The organism is Candidatus Nanopelagicales bacterium (assembly GCA_041393815.1).
Classification (GTDB): Bacteria; Actinomycetota; Actinomycetes; order S36-B12; family JAWKJK01; genus JAWKJK01.
This window is the reverse complement of record JAWKJK010000001.1, coordinates 549,865-569,389: the sequence shown is the minus strand read 5'-3', so window position 1 is coordinate 569,389 and position 19,525 is coordinate 549,865. Positions and strand designations below refer to the sequence as shown.

At 73.1% G+C, this 19,525-nt stretch carries 16 protein-coding genes; 10 read left to right on the top strand and 6 right to left on the bottom strand.

Annotation, left to right across the window (positions count from 1 at the left end; genetic code table 11):
* The first annotated feature begins 35 nt into the window (after positions 1–35).
* The 3 genes from R2737_02560 to R2737_02550 all read left to right on the top strand — a co-directional run bounded on the left by R2737_02560 (position 36) and on the right by R2737_02550 (position 1,798).
* Positions 36–806 (top strand): AAA family ATPase, encoded by a 771-nt coding sequence (locus tag R2737_02560; GenBank protein MEZ5115127.1) that lies wholly within the window; start codon positions 36–38, stop codon positions 804–806.
* Positions 803–1,132, top strand: a complete 330-nt coding sequence (locus R2737_02555; GenBank protein ID MEZ5115126.1) for a hypothetical protein — start codon at positions 803–805, stop codon at positions 1,130–1,132. The genes R2737_02560 and R2737_02555 overlap by 4 nt, the downstream gene beginning before the upstream one ends.
* Positions 1,133–1,213: 81 nt before the next feature.
* The gene (locus R2737_02550) at positions 1,214–1,798 is read left to right on the top strand and encodes a L,D-transpeptidase (protein ID MEZ5115125.1); all 585 of its coding nucleotides are present in this window, start codon (positions 1,214–1,216) and stop codon (positions 1,796–1,798) included.
* Between the two features lie 68 nt (positions 1,799–1,866).
* Here the strand turns inward: R2737_02550 and R2737_02545 are convergent, their stop codons facing one another.
* A complete protein-coding gene (locus R2737_02545; GenBank protein ID MEZ5115124.1) occupies positions 1,867–3,588 on the bottom strand; it encodes a DEAD/DEAH box helicase in 1,722 nt (573 codons plus the stop codon).
* 258 nt (positions 3,589–3,846) lie between these two features.
* Between R2737_02545 and R2737_02540 the strand changes: the two genes are divergently transcribed.
* On the top strand, positions 3,847–4,656 hold the full coding sequence (locus tag R2737_02540) for a ferritin-like fold-containing protein (GenBank protein MEZ5115123.1): 810 nt from the start codon (positions 3,847–3,849) through the stop codon (positions 4,654–4,656).
* 61 nt (positions 4,657–4,717) lie between these two features.
* Here the strand turns inward: R2737_02540 and R2737_02535 are convergent, their stop codons facing one another.
* The 3 genes from R2737_02535 to R2737_02525 form a co-directional block, all read right to left on the bottom strand.
* Positions 4,718–4,942 (bottom strand): DUF3107 domain-containing protein, encoded by a 225-nt coding sequence (locus R2737_02535; protein MEZ5115122.1) that lies wholly within the window; start codon positions 4,940–4,942, stop codon positions 4,718–4,720.
* Between the two features lie 215 nt (positions 4,943–5,157).
* Complete coding sequence (locus R2737_02530; protein MEZ5115121.1) at positions 5,158–5,802, bottom strand: TetR/AcrR family transcriptional regulator; 645 nt, start codon at positions 5,800–5,802, stop codon at positions 5,158–5,160.
* An 85-nt stretch (positions 5,803–5,887) separates the two neighbouring features.
* Complete coding sequence (locus R2737_02525) at positions 5,888–6,166, bottom strand: hypothetical protein (GenBank protein MEZ5115120.1); 279 nt, start codon at positions 6,164–6,166, stop codon at positions 5,888–5,890.
* A gap of 117 nt (positions 6,167–6,283) precedes the next feature.
* Here R2737_02525 and R2737_02520 point away from each other — a divergent pair, with 117 nt between their 5' ends.
* Positions 6,284–7,309 (top strand): ABC transporter ATP-binding protein, encoded by a 1,026-nt coding sequence (locus tag R2737_02520; GenBank protein MEZ5115119.1) that lies wholly within the window; start codon positions 6,284–6,286, stop codon positions 7,307–7,309.
* On the top strand, positions 7,309–8,100 hold the full coding sequence (locus R2737_02515; GenBank protein ID MEZ5115118.1) for an ABC transporter permease subunit: 792 nt from the start codon (positions 7,309–7,311) through the stop codon (positions 8,098–8,100). The genes R2737_02520 and R2737_02515 overlap by 1 nt, the downstream gene beginning before the upstream one ends.
* 200 nt (positions 8,101–8,300) lie before the next feature.
* On the opposite strand, the gene R2737_02510 is transcribed toward R2737_02515, so the two are convergent.
* Together R2737_02510 and R2737_02505 are read right to left on the bottom strand one after the other, a co-directional pair.
* Positions 8,301–10,739, bottom strand: a complete 2,439-nt coding sequence (locus R2737_02510) for a LuxR C-terminal-related transcriptional regulator (GenBank protein MEZ5115117.1) — start codon at positions 10,737–10,739, stop codon at positions 8,301–8,303.
* Positions 10,740–10,908: 169 nt separating this feature from the next.
* Entirely contained in the window at positions 10,909–14,385 is a 3,477-nt protein-coding gene (locus tag R2737_02505) for a fibronectin type III domain-containing protein (GenBank protein ID MEZ5115116.1), read from the bottom strand.
* 263 nt (positions 14,386–14,648) lie between these two features.
* On the opposite strand from R2737_02505, the gene R2737_02500 reads away from it, so the two are divergent.
* The 4 genes from R2737_02500 to R2737_02485 all read left to right on the top strand — a co-directional run bounded on the left by R2737_02500 (position 14,649) and on the right by R2737_02485 (position 19,525).
* Positions 14,649–15,437, top strand: coding sequence for a hypothetical protein (locus R2737_02500; GenBank protein ID MEZ5115115.1), 789 nt, complete (start codon positions 14,649–14,651; stop codon positions 15,435–15,437).
* Positions 15,434–16,357 carry an alpha/beta fold hydrolase gene (locus R2737_02495; protein ID MEZ5115114.1) on the top strand — a complete coding sequence of 308 codons (924 nt, stop codon included), beginning with the start codon at positions 15,434–15,436 and terminating at the stop codon, positions 16,355–16,357. Before R2737_02500 ends, R2737_02495 begins: the two co-directional genes overlap by 4 nt.
* Positions 16,358–16,496: 139 nt before the next feature.
* Positions 16,497–18,044, top strand: a complete 1,548-nt coding sequence (locus tag R2737_02490) for an amino acid permease (protein MEZ5115113.1) — start codon at positions 16,497–16,499, stop codon at positions 18,042–18,044.
* 110 nt (positions 18,045–18,154) lie between these two features.
* On the top strand, positions 18,155–19,525 hold the full coding sequence (locus R2737_02485; protein ID MEZ5115112.1) for a glutamine synthetase family protein: 1,371 nt from the start codon (positions 18,155–18,157) through the stop codon (positions 19,523–19,525).

The window sequence follows — 19,525 nt, the reverse complement described above, 5'->3', positions numbered from 1 at the left end:
TGCCCCGTGACGCAGCGAGCCGGTGAAGGACGGACGTGACACGCATCATCGCGGTGGCCAACCAGAAGGGCGGGGTGGCCAAGACCACCACCGTGGCCTCGCTGTCGGCCGCCCTGGTGGAGCTCGGGCGCCGCGTGCTCGTCATCGACCTCGACCCGCAGGCCTGCCTCACGTTCTCCCTCGGCCTGGACCCTGAGACCGTCGAGCTGTCCGTCCACGACGTCCTGCTCGGTCGGGTGAGCGCGGCGACTGCGGTGGTCACCACCGACGACGGCGTCGACCTGCTGCCCGCGACCATCGACCTGGCCGGCACCGAGGCGCACCTGCTCACCAAGACCGGGCGCGAGCACACCCTGCGGCTGGCCATCTCCGACCTCGTGGCCGGCTACGACTTCGTCCTGATGGACTGCTCACCGTCGCTGGGCGTGCTGACGATCAACGCACTGACGGCCGCGCACGAGGTCCTCGTACCCCTGCAGTGCGAGACCCTGTCGCACCGCGGCGTGGGCCAGTTGCTGGACACGGTGCACGACGTGCAGCGGCTGACCAACCCGCGGCTGCAGGTCCTCGGGGTGCTGCCGACCCTGTACGACGGCCGGACCACGCACGCGCGCGCCGTGCTGGCCGACATCGGCGACCGCTACGGGCTGCACGTCCTGACCCCGCCGATCGCGAAGACGATCCGGTTCGCCGAGGCACCGGCCGCGGGCCGCTCGGTGCTGGCCACCGCGGGCACGTCGCGCGGCGCGGACAACTACCGCGAGGTGGCCCGCGGGCTCGTCGACGCCTCCGAGGGCGCGGCATGAGCGGCGACGTCTCGTTCGACCGCGTCCGGCCCCGGTCGCCGCGGGCCGGTCAGCCGGCCCCGGAGGGTGCCGCCCGGTCCGCGCGGGGCACCGACCGAGCCGGCACCCGTGCGTTGTTCAGCGACGTCTCGGCGCCGCTGTCGTTCGGCTCGGTGGCGCTGCACTGCCAGCGCTGCGGGTCGCGGTCGGTCCTCGGCTGGGTGACGGCGGCCCGCTGGGCTTTCCCGTCGCTGGTGTCCCCCGCGGTGTGGCGGGGCATGCGGGTCTACGGACGATGCCCGGCCTGCCACGAGCGCGCCTGGGTACGTCTGTCCGCCCGCGGCTGAGCGGGCGCTGAACCTCACAGTCCCCACGCTTATTCCCGTGGCGCCGCGCCACCCGGGCCGTGGCGTGCCTACGCTGCCGGTATGACGTCCGCACCCCGTCGACGCACCGCCGCCGCCCTCGTGGCCGCCGCGCTGTCCGTCGCCCTGACGGTCCCGCTCGGCCTGGTGTCCCCGGCCTCCGCCGCGCCGTCCCGCGCCGCAGCCGTCCCGGCGGCGGCGGTCCCGTCTGCGGCAGCGGCGGCCGTACCGGCGAAGCTGCACCGCAAGCTCCCCCGCGACTCCGGCGAGGGCCGCCGCATCGTCTACGACCGCAGCAAGCAGCACGTGTGGATCGTCAAGGCCAACGGCACCGTGATCCGCGAGTTCCCGGTGACCGGGCGCAGCGACTGGCCGCGGTCGGGCACCTACCACGTGTTCTCGAAGTCCCCGACCTCGTACAGCCCGGTCTACAACGTCTACTGGCGCTACATGGTCCGCTTCGCCCACGGCAACACGGCGTCCATCGGGTTCCACAGCATCCCGACCACGTCGAGCGGCCGGCCGATCCAGTCGGTGTCGTCCCTGGGCCAGCCGCTCGGCCTCGGCGGCTGCGTGCGATCCGCGGACGACAACGCCCGCTTCATCTACAAGTGGGCCGGCATCGGCACCAAGGTCGTGGTGCTCTAGGGGCGCTGAGGTCGGCGTCGTGCCTGCGCCGTAGCCGGCCGGCTGCGGTCGCGACGGTCTGACGCGGCTCAGTCGTCGCTGGCGGGTGCCGCGTCCCCGCGGGTCCCGCTCGAACCGCCCTCGGCACCCGATCGAGAGCGGCCGCGCCCGCCGCGGCGCCGCCGCCGTCGCCGCGCTCCGTCGCCGCTGCCCGACGCGTCTGCTGACTGCCCCTCCGCGGCCGGTTGGTCGCTGCCCGCACCAGCACCCGATGTCGCGCCCTCGGCCGTGCCGGCCGACGAGGCCTGGTCCGCGCCGCCGGACACGGGGACGCCGCTGTGGGTGCGCGTGCGCTTCCGGGTCCGGCGCGGCCGGTCGGACGCCTCGCGGCCGCCGTCGGAGCCCTCCTGACCGGCAGCGTCGTCCGCGCTGCCGCCGGAGCGGCCCCGGCGCCGGTCGCCCCAGTCGTCGCCGTGACGATCACCGCGACCTCGGCCGCGGCCATCACCGCGGCCGTCGCCCCGTCCGTCGCGGCTGGAGCGGCCCCGGGCCTTGCCCGTCTCGCCGAGGTCCTCGACCTCCTCCGCCGCCAGGCCCGCGCGGGTGCGCTGCGCCCGAGGCAGTACCCCGGAGACCCCGGTCGGGATGCCGAGGCCGGTGTAGACGTGGTCGCTGGTCGAGTAGGTCTCGAGCGGGTCCTTGAACGGCAGCCCGAGCGCCTTGTCGATCATCTGCCAGCGCGGGATGTCCTCCCAGTCCACCAGCGTCACCGCCACGCCGGACGCGCCGGCGCGACCGGTCCGGCCGATGCGGTGCAGGTAGGTCTTCTCGTCGTCGGGGCACTCGTAGTTGATGACGTGCGTGACCGCCTCGACGTCGATGCCGCGGGCGGCCACGTCGGTGGCGACGAGCACGTCGACCTTGCCGTTGCGGAAGGCCCGCAGCGCCTGCTCACGGGCACCCTGGCCGAGGTCGCCGTGCACCGCCGCCGCGGCGAATCCGCGCTCGCCGAGCTCGTCGGCGATCTTCTGGGCCCGGCGCTTGGTCCGGGTGAAGATCATCGTCAGCCCGCGCCCGTCGGCCTGGAGGACGCGGGACAGCAGCTCCACCTTGTCCATCGGGTGCGCCCGCCACACGTGCTGCTCGATCGCGTCCACGGTGGCCCGGTCGTCGCCGGGGTCGACGGCGCGGATATGCGTCGGCTGGGTCATGAAACGCCGCGCCAGGCCGACGATCTGGCCCGGCATCGTGGCGGAGAACAGCATGGTCTGGCGCACCGCCGGCAGCAGCGCGACGATCCGGTCGACGTCGGGCAGGAAGCCCATGTCGAGCATCTCGTCGGCCTCGTCGAGTACGAAGAACCGCACATGCGACAGGTCCAGGTGCCGTTGCTGGGCCAGGTCGATGAGCCGGCCCGGCGTGCCGACGACGACCTCGACGCCGCGCTGCAGCGCCTCGACCTGCGGCTCGTACGCGCGCCCGCCGTACACGGTGAGCACCCGCACGCCGCGCTTGCGGCCGGCGCGCTCGAGGTCGCCGGCCACCTGGATGCCCAGCTCGCGGGTGGGGGTGACCACCAGCGCCTGCGGCTTGCCGCGGTACTGCTCCGCCAGGTCGGCCCAGGCGGCGTCGGAGGGGCTGACGACCTTCTCCAGCAGCGGGATGCCAAAGCCCAGCGTCTTGCCGGTGCCGGTCTTGGCCTGGCCGATCAGGTCGCGGCCCTGCATCGCCAGCGGCAGGCACATCTCCTGGATCGGGAACGGCGTGGTGATCCCGTCCTCCGCGAGCGCGCGGACGGTCTCCTCCCGCACGCCGAGCTCGGCGAAGGTCTCCGCGTGGTGCGCGGGCGCGTCGGTGGTGTCGGGGGTGGTGCTGGTCTCGTCTGTGGGGTCGGTCTTCGTGGGGTCGGTGCTGCTCAGCAGGGGCTCCGCGGGTGTGGGCCGCGCGACGCCCGGCGGGCTCCCCGAGGGGGCGGGCCAGGGCTGCTGCGGCGTCGGACGGGGCGCAAGCCCCGGGCGATCACGGTCGTGATCACGGGGAGTCTACCTGGCGGGGCTACTCTCGCCGCCATGACCGACTCCCCGTCCGGCCTCGAGGACGAGCCCGCGTCCGGGTCCGCCGCCGACGTCGACGACGACGTCGCAGCCGCCGTCGCGGCCGACGTCGCCGCCCCCCTCGACGACGCCCCGCTGGGGCCGCCGGTGTCCGCGCTGGACGACGACGCGGAGTACCGCGCGGCCGTCGTCGACCTGCTCGGCGTGCTCGCGTACGGCGAGCTCGTGGCGTTCGAGCGGCTGGCCGCCGACGCGGCGATGGCCCCCACCATCCCGGACAAGGCGGCGCTGGCCGGGATGGCGACGGCGGAGTTCCGGCACTACCAGCGGCTGTCCGACCGGCTCGCGGAGATGGGCGCGGACCCGGCGCTGGCGATGCAGCCGTTCCGGGCGGCGCTGGACCAGTTCCACGCCCACACCGCGCCCAGCGACTGGCTGGAGGGCCTGGTGAAGGCGTACGTCGGGGACGGGATCGGGACCGACTTCTACCGGGAGATCGCCCGGTACGTCGATCCCGAGACCCGCGCCCTGGTGCTGGACGTGTGCGCGGACCTCGGCCAGTCCGCGTTCGTGGTCGACCGGGTGCGCGCCGCGATCGAGGCAGATCCCCGGGTCGCGGGGCGGCTGGCGCTGTGGGGCCGACGGCTGGTGGGGGAGGCGCTGTCGCAGGCGCAGCGGGTGGCCGCGGACCGCGACGCGCTCGCGGCGCTGCTGGTCGGCGGCGTGGACCGTCCGGGCGCCGACCTGGCCGAGATCGGCCGGATGCTGGCGCGGCTGACCGAGGAGCACACCCGCCGGATGCAGGCGCTCGGCCTGGCGGCGTGACGCGGCGAGCCTGACCGCGGCCGCCGCGGGGCGTCGCCGCTCGTGCGGTGTCGAGGTCCGGTCAGGAGGCGCCGAAACCGACCGGCCGGCTGCTGGGGGTCCCGAGCTCGACGTACGCAATCTTGTCGGCGGGCACGATCACGCGGCGGCCCTTCTCGTCGTCGAGGGTGAGCAGGCCGCCGTCCTCCAGCGCGGCGGCCACGGCCGCCCCGACGTCCTCCGGGGTCTGCGCGCTGACGAAGGAGATCTCGCGCGAGACCTGCTGCACGCCGATCTTGACCTCCACGGGTCCTCCTGGTCGCACGGTGCGCACCCGGGTGCGCAGGGTTGCGGTCGCGGTGGGTGCACCCCGACCGGGGAGTCCGGCGCGGCGGGCCGCGACGGGTGCCCGTCTCCGGGCCCGATCACCCTAACCAGGGGGCGTCGCCGCGTCGTCCCGCGGCCGGGCCCGCGGGGTACGCCGTGCGCGAACGGCGCCGGTCCCCGGTCGGCTGAGGCGCTTCAGCTGCTCGCGGGTCCGCCGGCCGGCGGGTGGGACATCGGGAAGCCGCGGATCCCGCGCCACGACAGCGAGGCCAGCAGCATGGCGGCGGCGTCGCGGGGGACGCGGCCCTCCTCGCGCAGCCACCGTCGGGCCGCGGTCTGGGCGGCCCCGATCAGTCCGGTCGCGAGCAGCATGGCCTCGTCGTGGGACAGCCCGGTGTCCTCCGAGATCACCGCCGACACCAGGGCCGCGCAGTCGTCGTCGAGCCGCTCGACCCGTTCCCGTACCGCGGGCTCGTTGACCAGGTCGCTCTCGAACACCAGCCGGAACGCCCGGTCGTTGTCGCCGACGAAGTCGAAGTACGCCTTCACCGTGGCGCGCACGCGCTCCTTGTTGTCGGTGGTGGACTCCAGCGCCTCCCGCACCGCGGTGAGCAGCGAGCCGGCGCCCTGGTCGAGCAGCGCCAGGTACAGCTCCCGCTTGCCGGGGAAGTGCTGGTAGAGCACCGGCTTGGACACGCCCGCCCGTACGGCGATGTCGTCCATCGCGGCGGCGTGGTAGCCCTGCTCGACGAAGACCTCGCGCGCGGCGGTGAGCAGCTGCGCACGCCGCTCCCGGCGGGGCAGCCGTACGCCTCGCGGGGCGTCCTGGGCCACGGACATGCGCGGCATCCTACTCGCCGGTAACCCCGCGGTCCGGGAACCGGGGACACCGGCGTAACGGCTCGCTGCCGGGCGCCGTCGCGATCTACCGGTACTCGTCCTCGTCCATCGTCACCGACCGGTCCGCGGCGTCGGCCGGGTCGACCTCCCAGCCCGGGTCGTCGTCGGTGCCCACCTCGCCGAGGGCCAGCTGCTGCTCGACCGCGTCCGCCACCGGCACGGCGGCGTCGGCGATCTCCTCCTGGACCACCGCGACCACGTCCACCTCGTCCGGCTCCGGCAGCGTCGGCCGGTCGGCGTCGGTGCGTTCGGCCGCCAGCGTCCCGCTGCGCGGTGTGGTGATGCGCTCGTCCTCGCGGCTCATGGCCCACCTCCCGGTCGCGACGCGGCAGACCCGCGGCGGACGCCGAGGGGCGGCCGTCGCCGGCCCGGGGACCGAGGTCCCTGGGACTCACGGTAGACCCCGCCTACCGTCGTGGATATGGCCACAAGGACCCTCCCCGTCCCCGACTCGGCACCGCTGGCGGAGTCCGCGGAGCGGGACCGGGCCGGCGCGGCCCCGCCGGAGCGCGGCGGCGACTGCGTGGCGCTGTTCGAGGACGTGACCAAGTACTACGGCTCCTCCCGCGGCGTCATAGACGTGGACCTGGAGCTGCGCCGCGGCGAGGTGCTCGGGCTGCTGGGACCCAACGGGGCGGGCAAGACCACGCTGCTGCGGACCATGCTCGACCTGATCCGACCGACCGCGGGGCGCATCACGGTGATGGGTCGCGACGCCCACCGGGAGTCCGTGGCGGTGCGCCGGGAACTGAGCTACCTGCCCGGTGAGCTGGCGCTGCCACCGCGCCTGACCGGGCGTCAGGCTGTCCGCCTCTACACCTCCGCCCGCGGGCCGGTCGACCCTTCCCGGGTACAGCGGTTCGCCGACCGCCTCGACCTCGACCTGGACCGCCGGGTGGGCGACCTGTCGAAGGGCAACAAGCAGAAGGTCGGGGTCGTGCTCGCGTTCGCTCCCGACGTCCCGCTGCTGGTGCTGGACGAGCCGACCAGCGGGCTGGACCCGTTGCTGCAGCGCACCTTCCGCGACTTCGTGTTCGAGGCGGTCGACGAGGGCCGGACCGTCCTGCTGTCCAGCCACGTGATGGAGGAGGTGGAGCACCTGGCGACCCGGGTCGCGCTGATGCGGGAGGGCCGGGTGGTCGCGGTCGACTCCGTCGACGCGCTGAAGGGTCTGGTGGCACGCGAGGTCCGCGTACGCGTGGGCGTCGGTGTCGACGTGCCCGCACTGACGGCGACGCTGACGGCGTTGCCGGGGGTGACCGGCGTGACCGCCCGCGAGGGAGTGCTGGAGCTGCGCGCGCAGGGATCGATGGACGCGCTGGTCAAGGCACTGGCAGCCGTCGAGGTCGATGCCGTCACCAGCGTCGAGCCGGACCTGGAGGACGTGTTCGTCACGTTCTACGAGACGGGGGACGGGATCCCCGCGGACGAGGGGACGGTGGCGTGATGCGCATCCTGCTCGACGAGCTGCGGCTGCGCCGGTTCTCCCTGACCGTGTGGACGCTGTCGGTGATCCTCACCGTGGCCATGGTCGACCTGCTCTACCCCTCGATCGGCAGCAACTCCGGCTACGACGAGGTCATGCAGAACATGCCGGAGGAGCTGCAGGCGCTGTTCGGGGCCGTGGACATGAGCACCCCGATGGGCTACCTGTCCATCGAGCTCTACAGCTTCTTCCTGCCGGCGATCCTGATCGCGTACGCGGTGGGCCGCGGCGCCGCGTGCGTGGCCGGCGAGGAGGAGGGGCACACCCTCGACCTGCTGCTCGCGCAGCCGGTCAGCCGCACCTCGGTGTACCTGCAGAAGGCGCTGGCCATGGTCGTCGGCGTGGTGATCCTGTCCGCGGCCTCGATGCTGACCACGGTCGTCCTGGCGGGCCCGTCGGACATGACGTCCATCCCGCTGGACCAGCTGTTCGCGGTGACGCTGCACCAGGCCCTGCTGGCGCTGACGTTCGGCGTGATCGCGCTGGCGGTCGCGGTGGCGACCGGTCGGCGCGGTCCGGGCATCGCGGTGGCTGCGGGCTACGCGTTCCTGTCGTACCTGGTCGAGGGCCTGGGCAAGACGATCGACTGGCTGGGCAACCTGCGGCCGCTGAGCCCGTGGAACTGGTACTCGTCGGAGGAGCCGTTGCTGCAGGGGATCTCGCCGGTCGACGTGGGGGTGTTCGCCGCGGTGGTCCTCGTGGTCGCGGCCGTGGGTCTGGTCGTCTTCGACCGCCGCGACCTGCACGCCTGACCCGCTCGGCCCGCTCGGCCCGCTCGGCCCGCTCGGCCCGCTCGGCCGGCCCGCCGAGCCGGAGCGGCCCCGCACCCCGCCGCCCCCGTGCGACGGAATGAGTCCCCACGTTGCTTACGGGCCGATTTCCGGGGCGTAAGCAACGCCCAGACTCATTCCGTCGGGGGGTGAGGGGCGCGAGCGGCGGTGGAGACCGAGGACTACTCGCCGGCCAGGCCGGCGCGCACCGCCCAGGCGGCAGCTTCCGCCCGGCCGCGGACGCCGAGCTTGCGGTAGATGGCGACGGTGTGGTGCATGACGGTCTTCGTCGAGATGCCGAGCCGGTCGGCGATGTCGCCGTTGCTGGTGCCGCGGGCGAGCAGGACCAGCACGTCCCGCTCCCGCGGGGTCAAGGACGCCTCGCCGGCGGGCGAGGGAGCCGTCGAAAGTCGGACCTGCGGGGGCCTCGGCGGGGCCGTCTGCGCGATCAGCGACCGCAGCGTGTGCTCGGCGAGACGCAGGGACTCCAGGAGCGACCGGACCGGCTCCCCGCCCACCGCCTCGCGGTGACCCCCATCGGTCAGGTCGGACACGGCCTGGGCGTACGAGGCGTAGCCGCCCGCGGACATCGCCCCGCGCAGGACCGGCTCGAGCTCGGCGAGGGACCGCTCGATCCGCGCCGCGTCCTCGAACCGCCCGGCGGCCACGAGGGTGCGGACGGCCGTGGTGAGGATCCTCGCCGTGGCCAGGGGGTCGACCCGGAGTCGATCCTCGGCGATGGGCAGCATCTGGCTGGCGTAGCGGGCGGCGGAGCCGATGTCGCCGGCGCGGGTCGCGTCCGCGGCCAGCAGCGAGAGCAGGGTCGCCGCCTCGAAGGGGTCGTTGTGCCGCCAGGCGGAGGCGAGCAGGTCGGTCAGCTGCGGGAGCGGCGCGTCGATGGGCCGTCCCTGCTCCACGGCCATCACGTGCAGGAACATCGCGGCGTACTCCGCGGCGACCCGGTCCCCGGCGTGGGTGCCGGCGGACCAGGCCTGGAGCAGCATCGCCTCGGCCGGGTCGGAGTACCCCTGGGACTCCGCCGCCATGCCCGCCCACATCCGGAACCGCGCCAGCCGGCCGACGTCCCCGGTGCGCTCGGCCAGGGCGAGGCCCTCCTGGATCCCGCTGAGCCCGAGGTCCCGGTCGAGGGTCACCATGACCGTCCGGACCGTGAGCTCGAGGGCGTCCAGCAGCGCCGCCGGGTCGCCGGACGCCCGCGCGGTCGAGATGGCGCGCTGGACCCGCTCCTGGGTCCAGGCGGCGAAGGCGGCGCGGTCCGGAGCCGTCGCCGGCCCGTGGGTCACCGACCACACCAGGGCCCGCGCCTCGAGCACCGGGTCGTCGCCGGGACCCTGCAGCAGGTCCTCCAGCCTGCTGGCCACCCAGGCGTCCGCACCCGGGGGGAGTGCGCCGCGAGACGCGAGCAGGGCCAGTTCGAGCGTCGAGTCCACCTGTCCGGCCAGCCGCGCCCGGTCGAAGGCGCCGAGCAGGTCGGCGACCTCGTACGGTGCCCAGCCGGCACCGGTCTGCGCGCGGACGCGTACGTAGGAGTCGTGGCGCTCCAGCGCCGTATCGGTCCCGCCCTCCGCGGCCAGCCGGTCGGCGGCGAAGGCGCGGATCGGCGGCAGCAGCCAGAACAGCGGCTCCTCCGGGTCGGAGACGTCCATCTCCACCAGGTGGAGGTCCACCAGTTCCGACAGCGGGTCGAGCGCTTCCGTCCCCGGCGGGACCAGCCACGACAGGGCGTCCGGTGCTGCTGGCCCCTCGAAGACGGCCATGGCCGTGAAGAGTTCGGCCGCCGGGGGCGACAGGAACTGAGTGGTCCACTCCAGCGTCGCGGACAGGCTGCTGTGCCGGTCCGGTGCTCCCGGAGCGCCACCTCGCAGCAGGCCGAGGCCGCCGGTGCGCGCCAGCTGGGAAGCCATCAGCGCCGGGGGGATCGATGCGCTGCGCGCCGCGGCCAGCTCGATCGCGAGCGGGAGGCCGCCGACGGCGCGGCACACCTCGGCGGCGCCCGCGACCCAGTCGTCGTCGGGGACGATCGTCGCGTCCGCGGCGGAGGCCCGCTGCAGGAACATCGTCAGCGCCGGGTGGGTGCCGTCATGCAGGATGGCGTCCGGGTCCGGGACCGGCAGGGGTCGCAGCGGCAGCGCGTACTCCCCGGCGGCCGACAGTGGGCGGACGCTGGTGGCGAGCACCGTCGCCTTCGGGTAGTCGTCCAGCAGTGCCAGCACGACGTCGGCCGCTCCGGGGATCTGCTCGACGTTGTCGAGCAGCAGCACGACCTCGTCCCCGGAGTACCGCTGCCACAGGGCCTCGGCCGGTCCACCAGCAGCGCCCGGCCCGTCCTGGATCGAGGCGACGATGGCGTCCGGCATCAGGGTCGCGTCCCGGACGGCGGCCAGTGGCACCTTGACCTGCGCCACCCACGCGAGGCGTTGGAGTGCTTCCGCAGCGAGCCGCGTCTTGCCCACTCCGGAGGGACCGGTCACGGTGACGAGGCGGTGGTCGGGCCGCTGGACCAGCCCGAGCAGCAGGTCCAGCTCGTGGTCGCGCCCGACGAGCCGGTCGAGCCTGTCCGCCCCGGGAAGGTCGCCCGGCGCCCGCGCCCCCTCGGCCATGCGGCGGACCCTAACCCGAGCGGCACCCTGCCGCCCGCCCGTGGCACGACCTCCCCGCGGTGCCACGGAATGAGTCCGGGCGTCGCTCTCGGCGTCTGAAGCGGGCCTCAAGCAACGCCCGGACTCATTCCGTCGGGGAGGGGAGAGGAGGCGGGAGGGGCGGAGGGCGTCAGCGCCACCGTCCGGTGCGGAAGGTGAGGGTCACCACGGGTCCGGCCCCGGCCTGGTTGCGTGGTTTGACCTGGACCCGGTAGCGGGCGTCCCCGCGAAGCACCCTCAGGGTGATCGCGGTGGCGTCCACTGTCCTCCAGGCGCGGTACCGCGTCGAGTCCGGCCGGCTGATCCGCACCCGGTAGCCGGTGACCTCGCCGGGCGGGGCCTGCCACCGAATGACGGCCGACCGTTTCGCCCGGACGATCTTCGCCCGGAGACCGGTCACCGCGGCGGGAGCGGTCCGTGCCGGTCCCGGCCCGGCGCCCGGGGGCACGACGTTCGGCTCCGCGGGGACGTCCCCCGGCGGACCGGCGGGGCTGTCCGCCGGCGGTCCGGCGGGGCTGTCCGCCGGGGGTCCGACCGGTGCGTCCGCGGGTGGGTCGGCGGGAACGTCAGGCGCGGGCGCGGGTGGCCAGTCCACGGGAAGCCCCGGTGGTCCCGGGGGTGCGGGTGCGGCGTCCGTCACCGTGACCGAACCGGTCACGGGCGCCGCGGCGTAGAAGCGACTGCCCTCCGAGATCCTCGTCGTCACGCGGTAGGTGTCCGCCGGCACGTCGGTCAGGGAGGCCGACGCGATCCCGTTCCCCGCGACGGCGACGTTGGGTACGACGTAGTCGGGGGTGTCGCCCGTGTTCCCCGACGCGAACACCTCGAAGTCCACCGTCGCCTGGGTGACGTCGCCGGGCGTCCCGTCCTGGACCTCGGAGAGCCGCGACCGCAGCTGGATCTCCTGGATGCGGCCCCATGACAGGTGCTGCAGCGTGGCATCCTCCGGCAGGACCTCGATGGCCGCGCTGTAGCCCAGCTCGTGCGTCGGACTAGTCAGGCCCTCGCACCCGGCGGCCGGATAGAAGGACGCGGGTTCGACCACCCGGCCCTGGGCGTCCACCAGCCAGTCCGGCGCCGTGCACCCCGTCAGCTCGCCGCCGACCTCGTACGGCTCGATCGCAGTCGTGATCGTCGGCGCCGCCGTCGGCAGCGGATCCGAGAAGTGCACCTGGGCCACGAGGACCGGCACGTTGACGGTGCCCTTGGTGATGGTGAACGACCGGGTGACCGGGTCCGCGCGGGGGTACACGCCAGGGGGGAGGACGTACCAGGCACCGGGCGCGAGTTCCGTGGCGTCACCGTTCTGGGTCGCCGTGATCGTGCAGGTCCCGACCCCCACCGCCCGGGCGGTGTCGCCGCCCTCGATGGCGCAGACGTCGGCGGACTCGGGGGCGACGGTCAGGGTCACCGGTCTCAGGGACTCCGCCGTCGCCGTCAGTTGCTGCACGGCCGTCGGCTGCCCGGTGAGGGGGTCCACGGCGAACTGCATGTCCGCCGGCCGCGGGAAGTCGATCACGTTGCTCGGGTCGACCAGGGTGTAGACGAGCTGCGTCGTCACCGGGAGGAAGCCCTCCCTCGACGCGGTGACCGACCCCCCCAACAGGGTTACCCCGTATGTGATGACCGGTCCGGTGAAGGTAGCCGTTGCTGGACCGAACCCCGTGGGTGATGACAGATCCACAGCCTGGGCGCAGTTGGGAGTAGCCACCTGGCACTCGAACCGCCAGGTGTAGGTCACGTTCGGATCGGGGTTGGCGATCCGGAACTCCGACGGCAGGTACCGGGTGAGAACCCGCGCGTACACCGGCTCGGGAGCATCCAGCGGCGTGGGGTCCTCGAGGGTCACGTAGACCGTGCGGCCGTCCAGGTCCACCATGCGTAGTCCGTCGACGACGCACTGGGCCGCGCACCAGTCGGCGAACGCGGCCTTCTGGTCGACCGGGCTGACCACGAAGCGGTGGCGGCCCTGGGTCTGGTTCCAGATCCGCTGCGCCACCATGGCCGTGCCGTCCCACGCCACGTACGGGACGTCGAGGGACTGGATGTCCGGGCCGGCCTCACCGGTCTCCGGATCGAGCTTCCTGAAGACGAACCAGCCCTTGCCGCTGGCCCGCGCGACCAGCGCCTCCCCCAGTGGGCTGATGAAGCCGATGGTGTCGCTGGGCTCGGTGGCGAGTACCTCGGTCGTGTCGGTGGCCGGGGTCTCCTTGTAGGTGGTCACCTGGAAGACAGGGTCGCCCGTCGGACGACCCGGCGGGGAGGGCGCGTTCGCGCAGCCGATCGCGAACGGGCCGCCGCCGATGACCGGGCCGGAGTCGACGCACCCGCCCTCGGCCTCGGGCACCGTGGCCATCAGGAACGACGTGAAGGCGCCCGCGTACGTGCTGTCGTTCGCGAGGATCGAGGCGAGGTTCGGCGCCTTCGTCCGCGCGTCCCGTAGCCCCTTGGCCAGGCTCTTGGGCAGCTGCACCTGCTGGGAGAACTCGATCGAGGTCAGCACCACGGTCACGATGAAGTCGATGGCGACGAAGGCGCTGCCGGTCAGGGCACGCGCGAGGGCCTTGGCGGCCACCTTCGCAGCGGTCTTCGCGGCGACCTTGGCCGCAGCCCGGGTCGAGGCCTTGGTGATCACCCCGCGGTACAAGTCGGGACTCTTCGCCGCCCAGTCGCCGGCTGCCGTCACCCACTGATTGACGGTCCGTGCGGTGAGGGGCCAGATCTTCTGCACGATGCGGTTGGTGAGCAGGCTCCCCTTGGTCAGTTTCGCCGCCAGCGGCACGCCGATGCCGGCCGCGGCCAGGGCTGCGCCCTGGTTGATGGCGTTCGCGGTGCCCCAGGAGACCTGGGTGGCCTGCTCGTACTGCCGCGACCCCAGCCGGTCCTGCAGCGCGGTCCACTGCCCGAGCTTGACGAAGGTCGACAGGCCGCCGTCCTCGGAGTCCGAGGGCACCTTCGGCGCCAGGAACAGGGACGGCTGCGGGGGCGTCTTGGAGTAGCAGTCAGGCGCCCGCCAGCCCTTGTACTCCAGGTGTGGGTAGAGCGCGATGAAGCCGCTCGGCATCTGGTAGTTGCAGAACCCGGTTCCGACGGGGGTCTTGGCGACCGGGTCGGCGCCGTCCTTGTCATACGTGGTGGGCCCCCACCCGGAGTACTTCAGGTATTCGTCCACGGCGCCCTGCGCCGCGGCCACGTTCTCCCGCTGGATGACCGTCCGGAACCAGTCCCGCATGTCCGCCTCGTAGGGGCGGCCGGGGTCTGGTCCGTTCGTGATGATCGAGCCCAGGTCGGCCCACATCTGCGCCCGCACCTGGTCGCGCGCCCAGCCCATGACGGCGGCCGTGTCCGACGGGGGAAGGCTGAAGTGCTGGACGACCTCCTGGACCGCGGCGGCCTCGAACTCGCCGGCCGAGTAGACCCAGTCGGAGACCAGCGCCCCGTTCAGGTCGACCAGCTGGTTGCGGTCGATGATCGGCGGGGGAGGCGGCGGTTCCGCCGCGATCGCGGGCGGCGCGGTAGGAAGGGGACCGGTCACCCCCGTGAGCGAGGCGGCGATCAGCCCCACGGTCGTGGCAATGACCACGCTCAGGCGTACGACCAGCGTCATCTCACGTCACCCCGTCCCGACGAGCCCCCGATGTGTCTGCCTGCTCGGCCCCGCTGGCAGGACGGGAACGGCACAGGTGGACGGACCGTAGGCACGCCTCTCGCGATCGCACATCGGGCAGTTGCCCTATATGCCCGACTCTGGTCACGGTGCGGTGCACGCCCCGGATGACCGGTCGGCATCGCTGTGTCGCCCTCCGCTCGCCCTGCTCCGCGTGCTCTGTCCGGCGGTGTCGGGGCGGGTGTCGCCGCTAGCCTCGGAGGGTGGACGGGTCCGGCGCGCGCAGCCTCGAGCAGGCGCTGGTCGACGTACCGGGCATCGACGCGGTGGAGATCGAGCGCGGGCCGAACGGGCCGCGGACGCTGCGGCTGTCCGTGGCCGAGGGTCGCGACCGTGGCGCCGTGATGGCCGAGGTGCACCGGGTGCTGGGTACCGAGTTCGGGCTGGCGCTAGCGTCGGCCGACACTTCCCCTCGGCCGGATGAGCAGGTCCTGCGGGCTGCCGTGCCGGAGCGGGCGCGACCGGCCGCCGGCGACCCGATGCGGATGGATGGCCCGCGGCTGGCGCTGGTGACCGCGCGCCCGGCCGACCCCGAACCCACGCACGAGGCGGACGAGGTCACCGGTGCGGCCGCAGTTGACGAGGACGGACCTCGGCCGGGTCGGGACCGGAGCCGGCCCCGCTGCACCCGGGTGCGGGTCTGGCGCCGGGGTCTGGCGGCAGTGGCCGAGGTACGGATCACCTCCGCGCGCGGGTCCGCGGACGGGACCGCGGACGGTGCCCCGACAGGGTCCGGGATGCGCCGGGCGGCGGCCGAGGCGACCGCGGCCGCGCTGCGCACGCTGCCGACCCGACCGGGGGTCGGCCCCGTCCGCGTCGACATCGACGACGTCGCCGTCGTGCCGCTCGCCGGGGGGAGCACGGTGGTCGTGTCTGTGACCCGGACGACCGGTGACGGGTCCGTCACCGCGGTCGGTGCCGCGACCGTGCACCGCGACGACCGGGTCGCCGCGGTCCGGGCGGTACTGGACGCCGCCGGGGAGTCGTGGTGACCCCCGCACCGCGCCCGTCCGAGTCCTGGCCCGGCGAGGCCGTCGAGCTGCCCGACCGCTCCATGTACGTGCGCCACGCGCCCGCCACGGAGCCCGGGGCGGAGCCGGCGGTGATGGTGCACGGGCTCGGCGGCTCGTCGATGAACTGGACCGACCTGATGGCCGCCCTGTCCGACCGGCTGGAGACGTGGGCGCCGGACCTCAACGGGTTCGGCTGGTCGCCGCCGCCGAGGGACGGCGACTACTCCCCGGCCGGGCACGCCCGCGGCGTCGCCGAGGTCATCGAGGCGACTGCGGGCGGCCCGGTGCACCTGTTCGGCAACTCTCTCGGTGGCGCGGTGTGCGTCCAACTCGCCGCCCGCCGCCCCGACCTGGTGCGCAGCCTCACCCTCGTCTCGCCGGCGCTGCCGTCGATGCGCGCCCAGCGCGGCAACGTCCACCTGCCGGTCATCGCGGTCCCCGGCGTGGGGGAGTCGCTGGTCCGCCGCTACCTGCGGGTCGACGCGGAGCTGCGGGCGCGCGCCACCATCGACGCCTGCTTCGCCGACCCCTCGCGGATGTCAGCCGACCGGATGGCCGAGGCGGTCGAGGAGGTCCGTCGGCGTGACTCGCTGCCGTACCTGGCCGATGCCTTCCTGTCCTCGCTGCGCGGGCTGATGACCACGTTCGTCGACCGCGGTCCGAACCGGCCGTGGCGGCTGGCCGAGCGCATCGGGGTTCCGGTGCTGCTGGTGTACGGCCGCACCGACAAGCTGGTCGACCCCAAGGCCGCTCACCGCGCCACCCGGCACTTCCGGGACGCCCACGTCGTGCTCGTCCCCGACAGCGGGCACGTGGCGCAGATGGAGCACCCCGAGCTGGTCGCCGAGGCCTGGCGCACGTTCCTCGGCTGGCGACCGGCCCCCGCCGCTCCGCACTGACCCCCGCGGGTCGGCTTGGGGGCTTCCCTGGTTCCCCGTGAGTAACCTCCCGAGATCCCCCACCCGTGTGCTCCCGAGGTCTAGCCTCCGCTTGTCGCCCCGCCCGGGACGGCTGGAGTTTCACGACCGGGGAGGGTTCGTGGACGAGAAGATGTCGGTGTCCGGGGTCACCTACCAACAGGCTGGCCACGAGTACTTCAGCAAGCGGGGGCTGGCACGGCACGCGGGCTGGGTCTCCCTATGGGCCCTCGGCGTCGCGGCGGTCATCAGTGGCGACTTCTCCGGCTGGAACCTCGGCATCGGCGAGGCCGGCTGGGGCGGCATGCTCATCGCCACCATCGTCATCGGCCTGATGTACCTGCTGATGATCTTCAGCATCGCGGAGATGTCCTCGACGATGCCGCACACCGGGGGCGCCTACTCCTTCGGCCGCTCGGCCATGGGGCCCTGGGGCGGCTACGTCACCGGCGTCGCGGAGTCGATCGAGTACATCTTCACCACCGCCGTCGTCGGCGTGTTCTCCAGCCTGTACGCGGACGCGATCATCGCCGACGTCTTCGACATCTCCTGGCCGCTGTGGGTCTGGATGACCATCTTCTACGTCATCTTCGTCGGGCTGAACTCGGCCGGGGCGAGCGCGTCGTTCAAGTTCGCGGTCATCATCACGATCCTGTCCCTGTCGATCCTCGCGGTGTTCTTCGTGCTCGCCCTGGTGAGCGGGAAGTTCAGCACCGACAACCTCTTCGACATCGCCCCCGAGGCCGGTCAGTCGACGTTCATGCCGTTCGGCATCGGCGGGGTCATGCTGGCCCTGCCGTTCGCGATCTGGTTCTTCCTCGGCATCGAGGAGCTGCCGCTCGCGGCCGAGGAGACGCACACGCCGCAGCGGGACATCCCCAAGGGCTCGCTGTGGGGCATGGTCACCCTGCTGATCACCGCGTTCCTGGTGCTGATCCTCAACCCCGGCATCGTCGGGTCGGAGGCGATCTCGGCAAGCGGCGAGCCGATCCTCGACGGTTTCCGGGTCATCTTCCCCGACAGCAGCATCGCCGCGATCCTGTCGCTGTTCGCGCTGACCGGCCTGATCGCGTCGTTCCAGGGCATCATGTTCGCGGCCGGCCGCAACGTCTACTCGCTCTCCCGGGCCGGCTACTACCCGCAGTTCCTGTCGCTGACCGGCGCCCGCAAGACGCCGTACGTCGCCCTGATCACCAGCGCCGTCATCGGCATGGCGGCCGTCATCGGCTACCCGCTGGTGACCGGTGCGGACAACGTCGAGGTTGCCGGGACGCTGCTCAACATCGCGGTCTTCGGTGCCGTCATCGCGTACCTGCTGCAGATGGTCGCGTTCGTCATGCTGCGGCAGAAGTACGCCGACGTGGAGCGGCCGTACCGCAGCCCCACCGGCGTCGTGGGCGCCGTCATCGCCGGGGTCATCGCGATCGCGGTCCTCATCATCCTCCCGCTGAACGAGGCCTACCGCTGGCCGGTCATCCTCATCGCCGGGTTCTACGTGCTCGCGCTGCTGTACTTCGCCCTGTACGGCCGGCACCGGCTGGTGCTGTCGCCGGAGGAGGAGTTCGCGGTTACCCACGGCAAGCACGGCCACCCCGAGACCGAGGGGTACGCCGCCACCGAGGACGCGGAGCTGTCGGGCAAGGAGGACTACTTCCCCGAGCAGAAGTAGGCGATCGCGCCGTACCGTCGGGGGCCTCGCTGACGCGGGGCCCCCGACGCGGTCCCTCGTTCTCCGTCCTCGCCCGCCGCCCCGTCCACCACCGCGATCGGAGCCCCGCCATGAGCCTCGCGCCCGCCCAGCTCGACCTCGACACGCTCCGGTCGGACATCGAGACCGGCCGCGTCGACACGGTGATCGTCGCGATCACCGACATGCAGGGCCGGCTGCAGGGCAAGCGCCTGCACGCGCCGTACTTCCTGCACGACGTGCTCGCCCATGGCACCGAGGGCTGCAACTACCTGCTCGCCGTGGACGTCGACATGAACACGGTCGAGGGCTACCGGATGTCCTCCTGGACGACCGGGTACGGCGACTTCGTCATGGCGCCGGACCTGTCCACGCTGCGTCGTGTCCCGTGGCACGAGGGCACCGCCATGCTGCAGGCCGACGTCGTCTGGGAGGACGGCTCCCCGGTGGTCGCCTCTCCCCGGCAGATCCTGCGGCACCAGCTCGAGCGGCTGGAGCGGATGGGGATGCAGGCAGTTGTCGGCACCGAGCTGGAGTTCATCGTCTTCCAGGACACCTACGAGGAGGCGTGGCTGTCGGGCTACCGGAACATGACTCCGGCCAACCTCTACAACGTCGACTACTCGATCCTGGGCACGTCGCGGATCGAGCCGCTGCTGCGCCGCATCCGCCTGGCGATGGCCGGATCGGGCATGACGGTCGAGAGCGTGAAGGGCGAGTGCAACTACGGCCAGCACGAGATCGCGTTCAAGTACGACGAGGCGCTGCGGACCTGCGACAACCACGTGGTCTACAAGACCGCGGCCAAGGAGATCGCGTCGCAGGAGGACATGGCCATCACGTTCATGGCCAAGTACGACGAGCGCGAGGGGAACTCGTGCCACATCCACCTGTCGTTCCGGGGCACTGACGGCGCCTTCGTCATGGCCGACGACACCGACACCGAGCAGGGGCTGTCGGTGCTGGGGCGCTCGTTCATCGCCGGGCAGCTGGCGCACCTGAAGGAGCTGTCGCTGATGTTCGCCCCGAACGTCAACTCCTACAAGCGGTACGCGACCGGATCGTTCGCCCCCACCGCCATCAAGTGGGGCCGCGACAACCGCACCTGCGCGCTGCGGCTGGTGGGCCATGGCGGCTCGCTGCGGCTGGAGAACCGGGTGCCGGGCGGCGACGTCAACCCCTACCTCGCGACCGCCGCGATGGTCGCCGCCGGGATCGACGGGATCGAGCGCGGGCTGCCGCTGGAGCCCGCCTTCGGCGGCAACGCGTACCACGCGGAGGCGGACCACGTGCCCGACCACCTCGGCGAGGCGAGGAGGCTGTGGGAGGAGTCACAGTTCGTCCACGACACCTTCGGCGCCGAGGTGCAGGAGCACTACGCCAACATGGCCCGCATCGAGCTGGAGTCGTTCAACATGACCGTGACCGACTGGGAGCGGTTCCGCGGCTTCGAACGACTGTGA